Genomic DNA, 16,440 nt, shown 5'->3' on the forward strand with positions numbered 1-16,440 from the left:
CCGCGCCCATGGCCGTTTTCGAACACCAAGGATGCCAGTTGCATTACGAGGAACACGGTCAGGGCGAGCCCCTGGTGCTACTGCACGGGCTGGGTTCGAGCAGCCAGGACTGGGAACTGCAGGTGCCCGAGCTCGCCCGCCAGTACCGGGTGATCCTCATGGACATCCGCGGCCACGGGCAATCGTCCAAGCCTCGCTCGGGCTACCAGATAAAGACCTTCAGCGAGGATCTCCTGGCTCTGCTCCGTCACCTGGACACCGGCCCGGTGCACTTCGTCGGTCTGTCCATGGGCGGCATGCTCGGCTTCCAGTTCGCCGTCGACCACCCCGAGTGGCTGCGCAGCCTGTGCATCGTCAACAGCGCCCCGGAGGTCAAGCGCCGCACCCGCAGCGACTGGATCTGGTGGCTCAAGCGCTGGAGCCTGGCGCGCCTGCTCAGCGTCGAGACCGTCGGCAAGGGCCTGGCCGAACGGCTGTTTCCCAAGCCGGAGCAGGCCGAACTGCGGCGCAAGATGGCCGAACGCTGGGCGCGCAACGACAAGCGTGCGTACCTGAAAAGCTTCGACGCCATCGTCGACTGGGGCGTACAGGAACGCATCGGCCAGATCCGCTGTCCCACCCTGGTGATCGCCGCCGACCACGATTACACACCGATACAACTCAAGGAGCGTTACGTCGCCCTGATGCCCAACGCCAGACTGGCGGTCATCGACGATTCGCGGCACGCTACGCCCCTGGACCAACCTGAGGTCTTCAACCAGACCCTGCTGCAGTTCCTCGCAGCCGCTTCCACCCCTCAAGGATCATTGAGCCCATGCTGAAAAAACTTCTGCTCACCGCCTGCTCGGTCGCCTTCGCCACCAGCGTCATGGCCTCGGACAAAACCCCGCATGTGCTGCTGGACACCAGCTTCGGCCAGGTCGAAATCGAGCTGAACGCAGAAAAAGCGCCGATCAGTACCAAGAACTTCCTCCAGTACGTCGACAGCGGCTTCTACAACAACACCATCTTCCACCGTGTGATCCCGGGCTTCATGGTCCAGGGCGGTGGCTTCACCGACCAGATGGTGCAGAAGAGCACCCAGGACCCAATCCGCAACGAGGCCAGCAACGGCCTGCAGAACACCCGTGGCACCCTGTCCATGGCGCGTACCTCCGACCCGAACTCGGCCACCAGCCAGTTCTTCATCAACGTCGCCGACAACGACTTCCTCAATCCGGGCCGCGACCGTGGCTACGCGGTGTTCGGCAAGGTCACCAAGGGCATGGAGGTGGTCGACCAGATCGTCAACTCGCCGACCACCGTCAAGAAAGGCATGCGCGATGTGCCGGCGGATCCGGTCTACATCAAGTCGGCCAAACGCATCGATTGATCCCGCGCCGCACAGGGACGTGAGTCGGGTCGAACAGGAGTGTCGTCACCCATGCTGTACCGTCGTTTCGAGCAGTTGATCGACATCTTCCGCGAGGCGCCGAGCGAGGCGCCTCCCGGCAAGGTCTGGCCCTTCTATCTCTATTATTTGCGCCAGGTCTGGCCGAGCTTCGTTGCCTTGCTGATCGTCGGGCTGATCGCCTCACTGATCGAGGTGGCGCTGTTCAGCTACCTGAGCCGGATCATCGACCTGGCCCAGGGCACGCCCAACGCCAACTTCTTCAGCGAGCACAGTGGCGAGCTGATCTGGATGCTGGTGGTGGTGCTGGTGCTACGGCCGGTGTTCTTTGGCCTGCACGACCTGCTGGTGCACCAGACCATCAGCCCGGGCATGACCAGCCTGATCCGCTGGCAGAACCACACCTATGTGCTCAAGCAGAGCCTGAACTTCTTCCAGAGCGACTTCGCCGGGCGCATCGCCCAGCGCATCATGCAGACCGGCAACTCCCTGCGCGATTCGGCGGTGCAGGCGGTGGACGCGCTGTGGCATGTGCTGATCTATGCCATCAGCGCACTGGTGCTGTTCGCCGAGGCCGACTGGCGGCTGATGCTGCCGCTGCTGGTGTGGATCGCCTGCTATATCGGCGCGCTGTACTACTTCGTGCCGCGGGTGAAGGAACGCTCGGTGATCTCCTCCGACGCCCGTTCCAAGCTGATGGGGCGCATCGTCGATGGCTACACCAACATCGCCACGCTCAAGCTGTTCGCCCACACCGACTACGAGCAGCAGTACGCCCGCGAGGCGATCAGCGAACAGACCGAGAAGACCCAGCTGGCCTCGCGGGTGATCACCAGCATGGACGTGGTCATCACCTCGCTGAACGGCCTGCTGGTGGTCGCAACCACAGGCCTTGCCCTGTGGCTATGGAGCCAGTCGCTGATCAGCGTCGGTGCCATCGCCCTGGCCACCGGCCTGGTGATCCGCATCGTCAACATGTCCGGCTGGATCATGTGGGTGGTCAACGGCATCTTCGAGAACATCGGCATGGTCCAGGACGGCCTGCAGACCATCGCCCAGCCGGTCACCGTCAGCGACAAGCCCCACGCGCCGGCACTCAAGGTCAGTCGCGGCGCAGTGCGCTTCGACCATGTCGACTTCCACTACGGCAAGGGCGGCAAGGTGATCGATGCCTTGAACCTGGATATCCGCCCCGGCGAGAAGATCGGCCTGATCGGCCCGTCCGGCGCCGGCAAATCGACCCTGGTCAACCTGCTGCTGCGCCTGTACGACATCGACAGCGGGCGCATCCTCATCGACGGCCAGGATATCGCCGAGGTCAACCAGGCCAGCCTGCGCGCGCAAATCGGCATGATCACCCAGGACACTTCGCTGCTGCACCGCTCGATTCGCGACAACCTGCTGTACGGCCGACCGGATGCCAGTGACGAGGAAGTCTGGGAGGCTGTACGCCGGGCGCGGGCCGACGAATTCATCCCGCAGTTGTCCGACGCCCAGGGCCGTACAGGCTTCGACGCCCATGTCGGCGAGCGCGGCGTGAAGCTCTCCGGCGGCCAGCGCCAGCGCATCGCCATCGCCCGGGTGCTGCTGAAGAACGCGCCGATCCTGATCATGGACGAGGCCACCTCGGCGCTGGACTCAGAGGTGGAGGCGGCGATCCAGGAGAGCCTGGAGACGCTGATGCAGGGCAAGACGGTCATAGCCATCGCACACCGCCTGTCGACCATCGCCCGCATGGACCGGCTGATCGTGCTGGACAAGGGACATATCGTCGAGAGTGGCAGCCACACCGAGCTATTGGCGCAGCGTGGCCTGTATGCGCGACTGTGGCATCACCAGACGGGTGGGTTCGTCGGGGTGGATTGAAGCCGGCCTGATTGGGGGACGTGGGGCTTGCCCCGCGATGGCGGTGGCCAGGGTGGACGCCATCGCGGGGCAAGCCCGCTCCCACGCCCCGATTTCTTGTGGAAGGGGAATCAGTCCTGGCGGTACGGCAACATCTGCCGCGCCTCTTCGGCATACGCCCTCACCCCCGCCCGCTCCTGCAGCAGAAAATCCTCCACCGCCCGGCGCAATCCCGGATGCAGCAGGTAATGCCACGACCGCGTGATCACCGGCTCGAAGCCACGAATCAACTTGTGCTCACCCTGGGCCCCGGCATCGAACCGCTGCAGCCCTTCGCCGATGGCGAAATCCATGCCCTGATAGAAACAGGTCTCGAAATGCAGACGGTCGAATTCATCAAGGCACCCCCAATACCGTCCATACAAGCTGTCACCCCCGATCAGGCTGAGCGCCATGGCCACCTCGCGCCCCTGCTGGCGGGCGATGACCACCCGGATTGCCTCGGGCATGCGCTCGGCGATCAGGCTGAAGAATTCACGGGTAAGGTAGGGCGCGCGTCGGCGCACGGCGTAGGTGTTGGCGTAACACAGGTAGACAAAATCCCACTGTGCCTCGCTCAGCTCGTCGCCCCGATACCAGGCGAAGTCGATCCCCTGCCCCGCCACCTGTTCGCGCTCCTTGCGCATCTGCTTGCGCTTGCGTGAGCTGAGGGTGTCGAGAAAGTCCTGGTAGTCGCGATAACCCCGATTGCGCCAATGGAACTGGCAACCCAAGCGTTCCATCCAGCCTGGCAGACCAGCGAGGGCCTCATCCAGCGCAGTGTCGGTGAAGTTGATATGCGCACCCGACAGCCCACCCTTGCCCAGGTACTCGGGGATGGCCTGCAACAGCAACAGGCCATCGCTCGGGTCGGCGGCCAACAGGCGTGGGCCGCTCACCGGGCTGAACGGCACGGCACCCAGCAGCTTGGGGTAGTAGGCAATACCTGCGCGCTCGCAGGCATCGGCCCAGCCGTGGTCGAACACGTACTCGCCGAACGAATGCCATTTGCGGTACGCAGGCAGCACCGCTCGCACCTCACCGTCGCGTTCCAGCACCAGGTGTTCGGCGGCCCAGCCAGTGTCAGTCGCCACGCTGCCACTGTCCTCCATGGCCGTGAGGAAGGCATGGCGCAGGAACGGCTGGGCATCAGGCACCAGCGCGTCCCAGGTGGTCGCCGGCAGGTCGCGCAGATGGGCAAGGCTGTGGAGGCTGATCACGTTTGCAACTCGCTGAAAAGAGAGTGCCAGTATTGCCAAGTCGACCGTGACACTCAAATGACGGCCGCTTTACTTAACAACAGTGCCACTGTTTAGACATTATTCTGTCATTCGCCCCCGCAATACTTGCGCCTGTTTTCCGGAACCCCAGAACCTGTCTAGTCAGGCCCTTTCCGAAGACATGCCAACTTGGGGCGGGCGCTTGAGCCTCCCCACTTTTTCCAACAGGGAGAACCTTATGCGTCTTGTTTCTACACTTACCGGAGTGAGCCTCACCGGCATGATGCTGGCTCTGAGTGCTCCGGCCAGTGCTGCTGTCGACGCCAAGCTGCTCGAAATGCTCCGCGCCAATGGCTCGATCAACCAGGCGCAGTACAACGAACTGCAGGGCGACCTGGCAAAGGAAACCAAGGAAAAGGCCGACCAGAAAGCCCAGTCCGAGCGCATGAGTTCGTTCGAACAGAAAGTGGCGTGGGCCGCCAAGACCCAGATCAAGGGTGATGTGCGCCTGCGTTACGAAGACGTCAACGTCGACAACCCGATCTCGCGCAGTGGCAATCAGGACCGTGAGCGCGTCCGCGCCCGTGTCGGCTTCTACAGCGAGATCAACCCGCAAGTGGATGCCGGCGTGCGCGTGGCCACCGGCAGCAGTGCCGATGCCCGCTCGACCAACCAGAGCCTGGACAACTACTTCGAGAAGAAATCGCTGTGGGTCGACCTGGCCTACCTCGACTGGCACCCGACCGCCATCCCCAACCTGCACCTGATCGGCGGCAAGATGGCCCAGCCATGGGTGAGCATGGGCGACATCATCTGGGACAGCGACATCAACCCCGAAGGCGTGGCGGTCACCTACAAGACCAACCTGGGCGCCACCGAACTGTTCGGCAGTGCCGGCCACTACACCCTCAAGGACAACGTCGACGGCGACGGCGTGCAGTTCAAGCACGACGCACAACTGTACCACGGCCAGCTGGGTGCCAAGTTCAACGCGGCCGACACCCTCAAGTTCACCGTGGGCGGCAGCATCTACGGCTACGACAACGACAAGGAGTCGACCGTCCTGCGTGCCTTGGGCAACACCACCAACGAGTTCAACCTGGTGGAAGGCTTCGGCCAGGTGGACTTCACCGGCTTTGCCATCCCGCTCTCGGCCTATGGCCAGTTCGTCAAGAACACCGAAAGCACCGACGGCAAGGACAAGGCCTGGCTGGCGGGCCTGAAAACCAAGGTCGGCGCCTGGAGCCTGGACTACAACTACCGCGACGTGCAGCGTAACGCGGTGGTCAGCGCCTTCACCGATTCCGACTTCGGCAACGGCTTCACCGGTTCGCGTGGCCACAAGTTCAAGGTCGGCTACGAGATCGACAAGAACTTCTCCCTGGGCGCGGCCTACCTGATGGCCAAGACCGACTTCTCCAACCTGCCGAACAGCGATGCTGACGTAGATACCCTGCAGGTGGACCTGGAAGCGAAGTTCTAAGCGCCAGGCTCCTTTGCTCCACCCTGAAGCGGGAAATGCTGACCCCATCCAGCATTTCCTGCTTTTTTTTGCCTGCAATGAACGTGGGAGCGGGCTTGCCCCGCGATGGCGTCATCAACCCTACCGCTGTGCAAGGGCTGATGACGCCATCGCGGGGCAAGCCCGCTCCCACGAGTCAGACAAGCATCAATGCTTGCGCAGGATCACGCTGCCAATCGAATAACCCGCGCCGAACGAGCTCAGCACACCCAGCGCCCCCTTGGCCAGGTCATCCTGGTACAGGTGGAAGGCAATCACCGACCCTGCCGAACTGGTGTTGGCATAACGGTCGAGGATCACCGGCGCCTCTTGCTCGTCCACTTCCCGGCCCAGGAGTTTCTTGACGATCAGGTGGTTCATGCTCAGGTTGGCCTGGTGCAGCCAGAAACGCTGGACGTCGCTCGGCTGCTGGCCGTTCTCTTCCAGATGCTGGCCGATCAGCTCGGCGACCTTGGGGCAGACTTCCTTGAACACCTTGCGGCCTTCCTGCACGAACAGCTTGTCGCGCGTGCCGATGCCCTCTTCCGCGGCGCGGTTGAGGAAGCCGAAGTTGTTGCGGATGTTGTTGGAGAACGCGGTCCACAGCTTGGTGCTGACGATATCGAACTGGTGCGCCGAGGTGGCCAGGTCGGCACGTTCGATCAGTACCGCGGTGGCGGCGTCACCGAAAATGAAGTGGCTGTCGCGGTCACGGAAGTTCAAGTGGCCGGTGCAGATTTCCGGGCTGACCACCAGCACCGCGCGGGCCTGGCCCAACTGCACGCTGTTGGCGGCCGTCTGGATGCCGAAGGTGGCCGACGAACAGGCGACGTTCATGTCGAAGGCAAAACCCTCGATACCGAGCGCCTGCTGCACTTCGATGGCGATGGCCGGGTACGGGCGCTGCAGGTTGGAGCAGGCGACGATCACCCCGTCGACATCGGCGGCAGTGCGCCCGGCGCGCTCCAGCGCCTGACGCGCAGCGGCAACGCCCATTTCGCAGAGGATCGACTGTTCGTCGTTGGAACGCTCCGGCAGGCGCGGTTTCATGCGCTGCGGATCGAGGATGCCGGCCTTGTCCATGACGAAGCGGCTCTTGATGCCCGAGGCCTTTTCGATGAAGGCGGCATCGGACAGCGGCGCCGCCTCGACTTCGCCACGCTCGATGGCGGCGGCATTGTCACGGTTGAAACGCTGTGCCCAGGTGTTGAAGGACTCCACCAGTTCTTCGTTGGAAATGCTCTGGGCCGGGGTATACAGGCCGGTGCCGCTGATGACGACGTTGTGCACGGTCGTTCCTCTGGTCAAAGGCCATCGCCATGCGGCGCAGGCCGGGAAAAGGGCAACATAATGGCACCTTGGTACCAATTCAAAGACGAGGGTTGGGCCCTCGATCACTGGCAAGCCAGCTCCCTCAGTTCAATGCGTACCCTGTGGGAGCTGGCTTGCCAGCGATGGGCCGCAAAGCAGCCCCAAATTCCGTCAAGTTTGCCACAAGTTGCAACGGTTAGGCTTCCACCTGACTCCACTGCTTGCTCAGTCGCTTGTCGGAAACCGGCACCTTGGTCCCCAACTGCTGGGCGAACAACGAAACCCGGTATTCCTCCAGCAGCCAGCGGTACAGGGTCAGTTGCTCATCGCGCTTGCCTTCCTGGGCATGCTTGTCGGCACGGGCCTGGTATTGCGCCCAGCAATTGGCCAGCTCGCCACTCCACACCCGGTCCTTCTGTACCTGCGAGCCCAGCTTCTCCAGGCGCAGTTCCACTGCCTTAAGATACCGCGGCAATTCCTTGAACCAGGCCCCCGGCGTCTCGCGCACGAAGCCCGGATACACCAGGTTGGCCAGTTGCTGCTTGATATCGTTGAGTGCCACCGCCTGGCTCAGGTCGATCTTGCCCTTGAAGCGCTTCTGCAAGCCATGCCATAGCTTGAGCACCTCCAAGGTCAGGCGCGCCAGGCGTTCGGCATGCTCGCTCCAATTGCCGCGCTTACGTTCGGCCAGCGAGGCCAGGGCGGCGCCATCACGGGGCAACGGGTCTTCGCCTTCGAGCACGCAACTGTCGAGACTGGCCAACAAGATATCCTCCACCAGTGCCTCGACCCGGCCCAGTTCGCGATACAGCAAGCCCAGCTCGGTCAAGCCCGGGAGCTTGCCGCGCAGGAACTTGGCCGGCTCGGCCAACTGTTGCAACAACAGCCGCTGCAGGGCACGTCGGTGCTGGAACTCGGCCTCGGCCTGGGTCGAGAACCGCCCCTCGCGCACCGTGCCATTGTCCTCGACCAGTGCCGGATACACGGTCATCGACAGCCCGGCGATCTTCTGCTGGGCGGTCTGCGCCACTTGCTCGAATACCTTGGCCTGCACCGGCTGCTCGGCCTTGTTGTTGCGCGGCAAGGCCAGGGCGGCCTGGCTGGCGGCAGCAAAACGGGCAGTCAGTTCGACCAGGTCGCGGCCCTCGCCGAGGAACTTGCCCTGGGCATCGACCACTTCGATGTTCATGCGCAGATGGCCCTCCACCAGCGCGGTCGCTTCCGCCCAGGCCTCGTCGGACACCCGCGCCCCGGTCATGCGCAGCAGCTCATGGCCCAGTGCCTGGGGCAACGCGCCCTGGCCGAAGACCATGCGCGACAGTGCCGCCTTGACGAAGTCCGGCACCGGCACGAAGTTCTTGCGCAGGGCCTTGGGCAGGTTGCGCACCAGGGCGATGCACTTGGCCTCGAGCAGGCCCGGCACCAGCCATTCCAGGCGTTCGCCCGGCAGGTTGGGCAGCAACGGCGCCGGCACCCGCACGGTCACGCCGTCACGTGGATGGTTCGGTTCGAAGTGGTAGCTCAGCGACAGGCGCAGTTCGCCCACCTGCAAGTGATCCGGGTACTGCGCTGCGGTGACCTCGCTGGCCTCGCGGGCCAGTACGTCCTCCTCGCGCATGATCAGCAGGTTGGCGTCCTTCTGGCTGGTCATCCGGTACCAGGCATCGAAGGTCGCGGTCTGGTGGATCTCCGCGGGCAGGCGCGCTTCATAGAAGGCGTACAGGGTTTCTTCGTCAGCCAGAATGTCGCGCCGACGGGCCTTGGCCTCCAGTTCGTCGAGCTGCTCCAGCAGGCGCTTGTTGGCCGTCAGGCACTTGGCCCGGGATTGTATCTCGCCGCCGACCAGGCCATCGCGGATGAAAAGCTCACGAGAGGTGACCGGGTCGATGGGACCGAAATGCACCGGGCGGCGTCCGACCAGGATCAGCCCGTACAAGGTGATCTGTTCGTAGGCCACCACCTGGCCGCGCTTCTTCTCCCAGTGCGGTTCGAAGTGGTTCTTCTTGATCAGGTGGGTGGCCAGCGGCTCGATCCAGTCCGGCTCGATCTTGGCCACCATGCGCGCATACAGCTTGGTGGTTTCCACCAGTTCGGCGGCCATCACCCATTGCGGCCGCTTGCGACCAATGCCCGACGAGGGGTGAATCCAGAACCGCCGCTGGCGTGCGCCTTGGTAATCGCCCTCCTCGGTCTTCTGGCCGATCTGGCTGAGCAGGCCGCTGAGAATCGCCTTGTGCATGCGCTGGTAGTCGCAGGCATCCTTGTTCACCGTCAGTTGCAGGTCGCGGCAGATCAGCGCCAGCTGGCGGTGGGCGTCGCGCCACTCGCGCAGGCGCAAGTAGTTGAGGAAGTTCTTCCGGCACCAGTTGCGCAGCGGGTTGGCGGTCAGCGCCTGGCGCTGCTCCTCGAAACCGCGCCACAGGTTGACCAGCGCGGCGAAGTCGGAGTCGACATCCTTCCACTGGGCATGGGCCTGGTCGGCGGCCTGCTGGCGCTCCGGTGGGCGTTCGCGCGGGTCCTGCACCGACAGTGCGCTGGCGACGATCAGCACTTCCTGCAGGCTGCCCTGGCGGGCACCTTCGAGCAGCATGCGACCCATACGAGGGTCGATCGGCAGACGCGCCAGCTGGCGGCCCAGCGGTGTCAGCTGGTTCTCGCGGTTGACCGCCGACAGTTCCTGCAGCAGGTTGAAGCCGTCGCTGATGGCCTTGCCATCCGGCGGTTCGATGAACGGGAAGGCGTCGATGGCGCCCAGGCGCAGGTGCAGCATCTGCAGGATCACCGCCGCCAGGTTGGTGCGCAGGATCTCGGGATCGGTGAATGCCGGCCGGCCGTTGAAGTCATCCTCGCTGTACAGGCGGATGCAGATGCCCGGCTCGACCCGGCCGCAGCGGCCTTTACGCTGGTTGGCGCTGGCCTGCGAAACGGCTTCGATCGGCAGGCGCTGGACCTTGGCGCGGTAGCTGTAGCGGCTGATGCGGGCGGTGCCGCTGTCGATCACGTAGCGGATGCCCGGCACCGTCAACGAGGTTTCCGCGACGTTGGTCGCCAGCACCACGCGCCGGCCGCTGTGGGACTGGAAGATCCGCTGCTGCTCGGCCGGCGACAGCCGCGCATACAGCGGCAGTATCTCGGTGTGGCGCAACTGCGCCTTGCGCAGGATCTCGGCGGCGTCGCGGATCTCGCGCTCGCCGGGCAGGAACACCAGCACATCGCCTGGGCCCTTGCCCTGGCTGCGCTCGTACTGGGCAATCTCGTCGAGGCTGGCGAGGATCGCCTGGTCGACCGAGAGGTCTTCCTCGACCTGGTTGCCCTCCTCGTCCTGCTCGCTGGTCAGCGGGCGGTACCAGGTTTCCACCGGGTAGGTACGGCCGGACACCTCGATGATCGGCGCGCCGTCGAAGTGCTTGGAGAAACGCTCCAGATCGATGGTCGCCGAGGTGATGATCAGCTTCAGTTCCGGACGGCGATGCAGCAGGGTCTTGAGGTAGCCGAGCAGGAAGTCGATGTTCAGGCTGCGCTCGTGAGCCTCGTCGACGATGATCGTGTCGTAGCGTTCGAGGAAACGGTCGTGCTGGGTCTCGGCCAGCAGGATACCGTCGGTCATCAGCTTGACCAGGGTGTTCGAATCGCTCTGGTCCTCGAAGCGCACCTGGTAGCCCACCAGCGCCCCCAACGGCGTGCCCAGCTCCTCGGCGACCCGCGCCGCCACGCTGCGCGCGGCAATCCGCCGAGGCTGGGTGTGAGCGATCAGGCCATGGCTGCCGCGACCCAGCTCCAGGCAGATCTTCGGCAACTGGGTGGTCTTGCCCGAGCCGGTCTCGCCAGCGATCACCAGCACCTGGTGCTCGGCCAAGGCCTTTTTGATCTCGTCGCGCTTGGCGGCGATGGGCAGATTGTCGTCGTAGCGAATGCTCGGCACGCTCTGCTGGCGCGCGGTGACCTGGGCGCAAGAGGCCTGGACCTTTTCCACCCACTGCGCGAGCTTGCCCTCATCGGGACGCTTGCGCAGCTCGTGCAATTGCCGGCGCAACCGATGGCGGTCGGCGATCATGGCGTGGTCGAGGTTCTTCAGCAGTTGGTCGATGGCGTGGTCTGTCATGGGACTTTTTTAATGATGCAGGCGAGTGCTGCTCTTTCATGATCGGCAGGCGTAAGGGGCACGATTGTCGCAGATTTGCCAGCGGGATGCTGCCTGTTGCGGCTGTGACACAGGCCAGGTCCGCCCTGGGCACTGCAACTCGAATGTTTAACAATCAATGGAATGAACGTCGCCATTCACTGATTTAATCAACCTTACCGGCCATGTGAGTATCGAGCGATGCTTCCCGACCCGACGATCGCCCGCCCGCTGCCCCAACCTTCGCTGCCGAAGGCCAGGGTCCGTGCCGGCGAAAATCCGCTGGTGCACATCATCCTCGCCTTCTGGGCCCTGTGGCACTGCCGCCACGCGCGCCCACCGGACACTTCGCTCACGCATCCCTGACCCTACCCGGCCACCACTGGCCGATTGACTCAGCCTGACCGCCCACCTGCGCGGCGGTCCTGCGTGCCTCAGAGCGAATCCACCATGCACTTTGCCCCTGCCGAGCAAGCCAGGCGTTTCCTGGCCGACAACCCCGATATCGACCTGATCGAACTGTTCATCCTCGACGCCAACGGCGTACCCCGTGGCAAGCTGCTGCATCGCGAGGAACTGCTGGCGGTGTTCGACAGCGGCCGCCCGCTGCCCAGCACCATCCTCGGCCTGACCCTCAATGGCGACGACGTGGAAAACTCCGGTCTGGTCTGGGACGTCGGCGACATCGACTGCCGCGCCTACCCGCTGGAGGGCAGCCTGGTGCGCCTGCCCTGGCGCCGGGTGCCGACCGCCGCCGTGCAGGTCAGCATGCACCCCAGCGAAGGCCTGCCGGCCAGCGTGGCGGATCCGCGTCATGTGCTGCTGCGGGTGATCGACGCCCTCAAGGCCGAGGGTTATCACCCGGTGATGGCCTGCGAGCTGGAGTTCTACCTGCTCGACCAGCAGCGCGACGCCCAGGGCCGCCCGCAGCCGGCGCTGGACAGCGACGGCGGCCGTCCGCGCGAGACCCAGGTCTACGGCCTGCGCGAACTCGAGCAGATCGAACCGTTTCTTGCCGACCTCTATGCCGCCTGCAAGGCACAGGGTATCCCGGCCCGCACGGCGATCTCCGAGTACGCCCCCGGCCAGGTCGAAATCACACTGGAGCACGGCGATGCGCTCCAGGCGATGGATCAGGCCGTGCGCTATAAACGCCTGGTCAAAGGCATCGCCAACGCCCACGGCATGCAGGCCTGCTTCATGGCCAAGCCGTTCACCCAACTGGCCGGCACCGGCATGCACATGCACCTGAGCCTGGCGGACGCCGCTGGCAACAACCTGTTCGCCAGCGAAGACAAGGCTGGCACCCCACTGTTGCGCCAAGCGGTGGCTGGCATGCTGCGTCACCTGCATGAGTCGTTGCTGCTGTTCTGCCCCAACGCCAACTCATTCCGCCGCTTCCAGGCCAACAGCTATGCCCCGCTGGCACCGACCTGGGGTGTGGACAACCGCACCGTCAGCCTGCGCGTGCCCGGCGGCCCGGCCAACAGCCGACATGTGGAACACCGCATCTGCGGCGCTGACGCCAACCCCTACCTGGCCGCCGCCGCGATACTTGCTGCCGCGCACCAGGGCATCCGCGAACAGCTCGATCCCGGCGCGCCGGTCGAAGGCAACGGCTATGCCCAGGCCAGCGAGTACCTGCCCACCGACTGGCTGACTGCCCTGGAAGCCCTGGAACAGTCGGCCTGGGCCAGGGAGGCGCTGGGCGAGGCCTTCCTCGGCGTGTACCTGAAGGTCAAGCGTGCCGAGTACCGCCAGTTCATGGCCGAAGTCGGCGAACAGGACTGGCGCTGGTACCTGCATCAGGCCTGACAGACGAACTACAACAAGGAACACCCATGAACGCAGCACTGAACAACAGGCCGGCCCAGCGCGCGCCGTCCTACTACAGCGCCACCCTCAATGATGCAACCGAATACCCCACGCTCAAAGGCACGGTGCAGGTCGACGTGGCGATCATCGGCGGCGGCTTCACCGGCGTGGCCACTGCGGTGGAGCTGGCCGAGCGTGGCCTGAAGGTAGCCATCGTCGAGACCAACCGCATCGGCTGGGGCGCCAGCGGGCGCAACGGTGGCCAGGTCACCGGCAGCCTGTCGGGCGACGAGGCCATGCGCACGCAGATGCGCGACCGCCTGGGCGCCGAGGTGGACGACTTCATCTGGCACCTGCGCTGGCGCGGCCACCAGATCATCGAACAGCGGGTCGAGCGCTACGGCATCCAGTGCGACCTCAAGCACGGCCACCTGCACGCGGCGATGAAACCGTCGCACATGACCGAACTGCGCGCCTTCGAGGCCGAAGCCCAACGCCGCGGCATGGGCGACCTGGTGCAATTGCTCGACCGCGAGGCCATGCAGCAGCACCTGCAAAGCCCGCTGTACCTCGGCGCGTTGAAGAACCGCCGCAACCTGCACCTGCATCCGCTCAACCTGTGCCTGGGCGAGGCCCGCGCCGCCCATGGCCTCGGCGCGCTGGTGTTCGAGAATTCCGAAGTGCTGGAGATCATCCACGGCCCCCGCCCGGCCGTGGTTACCGCCAGCGGGCGCATCGAGGCACGACAGGTGATGCTGGCCGGCGACGTCTACCACAAACTGGAAAAACGCCAGCTGAAGGGCAAGATCTTCCCGGCCATGGGCGGCATCGTCACCACCGCGCCACTGGGTGACCTGGCCGACCAGCTCAACCCGCAGGATCTGGCCGTGTACGACTGCCGCTTCGTCCTCGACTACTACCGCCTGACCGCCGACAAACGCCTGCTGTTCGGCGGCGGCGCCAACTACTCCGGGCGCGATTCGCGAGACATCGAGGGCGAGCTGCGCCCATGCATCGAGCGCACCTTCCCGGCGCTCAAGGGCGTGCCGATCGAGTTCCAGTGGAGCTGCGCCATGGGCATCGTGGTCAACCGTATCCCGCAACTGGGCAAGCTGTCGGACAACGTCTGGTACTGCCAGGGGTACTCCGGGCACGGCATCGCCACCAGCCACATCATGGGCGAGATCATGGCCGAGGCCTTGACCGGGACGCTGGAGAAGTTCGATACCTTCGCGGCATGCAGGCACATCAAGGTGCCGATGGGTGACTTGCTGGGCAATCCGCTGCTGGCGGCAGGAATGTGGTACTACCAGATGCTGGAAAAACTGCGCTGAGCTTCATAACGCAAAACGGGAGCGGCGGTGCGCCGCTCCCACATTCCAATCCCAAAGCAGGCTGCAGATCAGGCGATCTTTTTCAGGCCCTGCTTTTTCAGCTCTTCGTCACGCAGCTCGCGGCGCAGGATCTTGCCGACGTTGGTGGTCGGCAGCGCATCGCGGAACTCGATGGCCTTGGGCACCTTGTAGCCGGTGACGTTGGCGCGCATATGCTCCATGACCTGTTCCTTGGTCAGCATCATGCCAGGTTTGACCACGATGAATACCTTGATCACCTCGCCGGACTTCTCGTCCGGCACACCGATGGCCGCGCACTGCAACACACCCGGCAGCGTGGCGAGCACGTCTTCGAGTTCGTTGGGATACACGTTGAAGCCGGATACCAGGATCATGTCCTTCTTGCGATCGACGATGCGCATGTAGCCATCTGGCTGGATCAAGGCAATGTCACCGGTTTTAAGCCAACCATTGCCGTCGATGATCTCGGCGGTGGCATCTTCACGCTGCCAGTAACCCTTCATCACCTGTGGCCCCTTGATGCACAGCTCGCCCACCTCACCCAAGGGCAGTTCCTGGCCGTTGTCGTCGATGATCTTGCACAGGGTCGACGGCACCGGGATACCGATGGTGCCCACCTGGTTGGCCGAGATCGGATTGACCGCCGCCACCGGGCTTGTCTCGGTCATACCGTAACCTTCGCAGATGGCACAACCCGTCACCGCCTTCCAGCGTTCGGCCACGCTCATCTGCAGCGCCATGCCACCGGACAGTGTGATCTTCAGCGCCGAGAAATCGAGGTTGCGGAAAGCCTCGTTGTTACACAGGGCGACAAACAGCGTGTTAAGGCCGATAAAGCCGCTGAACTTCCACTTGCCCAGCTCCTTGACCATTGCCGGCAGGTCACGCGGGTTGCTGATCAGCACGTTGTGGTTGCCGATCAGCATCATGGCCATGCAATGGAAGGTGAAGGCATAGATGTGGTAAAGCGGCAGCGGAGTGATGAGGATCTCGCAACCTTCGTGCAGGTTCGAGCCCATCAGCGCACGGCACTGCAGCATGTTGGCCACCAGATTGCGATGGGTGAGCATCGCGCCTTTGGCCACGCCAGTGGTACCGCCGGTGTACTGCAGCACAGCAACGTCGCCGGGCTGCGGGTTGGCCTCGGTGACAGCGCCGCCCTTGCCTAGCGCCAGCGCGTCATTGAAGCGCACCGCGCCCGGCAGGTGGTAGGCCGGCACCATTTTCTTCACGTACTTGATCACGCTGTTGATCAACAGGCGCTTGAGCGGTGGCAACAGGTCGGCCACTTCGGTGACAATGACGTGTTTGACTTGGGTCTTGGGCACCACCTTTTCAGCCAGATGCGCCATGTTGGCCAGACACACCAGTGCCTTGGCGCCGGAGTCGTTGAATTGGTGCTCCAGCTCACGCGCGGTGTACAGCGGGTTGGTATTGACCACGATCAGCCCGGCACGCATGGCGCCGAAGACAGCGACAGGGTACTGCAGGACGTTGGGCAACTGGACCGCGATGCGGTCACCCGGTTTCAGGTCGGTGTGCTGCTGCAGCCAGGCGGCAAAGGCGCCGGACAAGGTATACAGCTCGCCGTAGGTGATGGTCTTGCCCAAGTTGCTAAAGGCAGGTTTGTCGGCAAAGCGTTGGCAGGATTGCTTGAGTACCGCCTGGATATTGGGGAACTCGTCAGGATTGATGTCCGCCGTGACCCCGGCTGGGTACTTATCCTTCCAAAAATGTTCGATCATGGAAGCCCGCTCCTTCAGCAACAGCGAATTCGGTACGCGACGATGCGCTTATTATTGATATGAGAGGCCGGCTCATTGCAAACCGGATCCTCTGAAAGC

General features: G+C 63.9%; 10 protein-coding genes. 6 read left to right on the forward strand and 4 right to left on the reverse strand.

Annotated features, from left to right (window positions below; all coding sequences use genetic code 11):
* The first annotated feature begins 8 nt into the window (after positions 1-8).
* Genes BMY03_RS01050 through BMY03_RS01060 form a run of 3 tightly spaced genes read left to right on the forward strand, consistent with a single transcriptional unit; the run spans position 9 to position 3,256 of the window.
* Entirely contained in the window at positions 9-821 is an 813-nt protein-coding gene (locus BMY03_RS01050; RefSeq protein WP_094010026.1) for an alpha/beta fold hydrolase, read from the forward strand.
* The gene (locus BMY03_RS01055) at positions 815-1,372 is read left to right on the forward strand and encodes a peptidylprolyl isomerase (protein WP_094010027.1); all 558 of its coding nucleotides are present in this window, start codon (positions 815-817) and stop codon (positions 1,370-1,372) included. Before BMY03_RS01050 ends, BMY03_RS01055 begins: the two co-directional genes overlap by 7 nt.
* A 51-nt stretch (positions 1,373-1,423) precedes the next feature.
* The gene (locus BMY03_RS01060; RefSeq protein ID WP_046856649.1) at positions 1,424-3,256 is read left to right on the forward strand and encodes an ABC transporter ATP-binding protein; all 1,833 of its coding nucleotides are present in this window, start codon (positions 1,424-1,426) and stop codon (positions 3,254-3,256) included.
* A 110-nt stretch (positions 3,257-3,366) separates the two neighbouring features.
* On the opposite strand, the gene BMY03_RS01065 is transcribed toward BMY03_RS01060, so the two are convergent.
* A complete protein-coding gene (locus tag BMY03_RS01065) occupies positions 3,367-4,494 on the reverse strand; it encodes a GNAT family N-acetyltransferase (RefSeq protein WP_023629840.1) in 1,128 nt (375 codons plus the stop codon).
* A 238-nt stretch (positions 4,495-4,732) separates the two neighbouring features.
* Between BMY03_RS01065 and BMY03_RS01070 the strand changes: the two genes are divergently transcribed.
* The gene (locus BMY03_RS01070; RefSeq protein ID WP_023629839.1) at positions 4,733-5,977 is read left to right on the forward strand and encodes a putative porin; all 1,245 of its coding nucleotides are present in this window, start codon (positions 4,733-4,735) and stop codon (positions 5,975-5,977) included.
* A gap of 186 nt (positions 5,978-6,163) precedes the next feature.
* Here the strand turns inward: BMY03_RS01070 and BMY03_RS01075 are convergent, their stop codons facing one another.
* Positions 6,164-7,285 carry a beta-ketoacyl-ACP synthase III gene (locus BMY03_RS01075; protein WP_094010028.1) on the reverse strand — a complete coding sequence of 374 codons (1,122 nt, stop codon included), beginning with the start codon at positions 7,283-7,285 and terminating at the stop codon, positions 6,164-6,166.
* 217 nt (positions 7,286-7,502) lie between these two features.
* Positions 7,503-11,408 (reverse strand): ATP-dependent RNA helicase HrpA, encoded by a 3,906-nt coding sequence (gene hrpA, locus BMY03_RS01080; protein ID WP_094010029.1) that lies wholly within the window; start codon positions 11,406-11,408, stop codon positions 7,503-7,505.
* A gap of 468 nt (positions 11,409-11,876) precedes the next feature.
* On the opposite strand from hrpA, the gene BMY03_RS01085 reads away from it, so the two are divergent.
* On the forward strand, positions 11,877-13,241 hold the full coding sequence (locus tag BMY03_RS01085) for a glutamine synthetase family protein (protein WP_094010030.1): 1,365 nt from the start codon (positions 11,877-11,879) through the stop codon (positions 13,239-13,241).
* A 26-nt stretch (positions 13,242-13,267) separates the two neighbouring features.
* Complete coding sequence (locus BMY03_RS01090; RefSeq protein ID WP_094010031.1) at positions 13,268-14,575, forward strand: NAD(P)/FAD-dependent oxidoreductase; 1,308 nt, start codon at positions 13,268-13,270, stop codon at positions 14,573-14,575.
* Between the two features lie 68 nt (positions 14,576-14,643).
* Here BMY03_RS01090 and fadD1 read toward each other — a convergent pair whose 3' ends face one another.
* Entirely contained in the window at positions 14,644-16,341 is a 1,698-nt protein-coding gene (gene fadD1 / locus BMY03_RS01095) for a long-chain-fatty-acid--CoA ligase FadD1 (RefSeq protein WP_094010032.1), read from the reverse strand.
* Positions 16,342-16,440: the final 99 nt, after the last annotated feature.

The organism is Pseudomonas soli (assembly GCF_900110655.1).
In the GTDB taxonomy this organism is placed as follows: Bacteria; Pseudomonadota; Gammaproteobacteria; order Pseudomonadales; family Pseudomonadaceae; genus Aquipseudomonas; species Aquipseudomonas soli.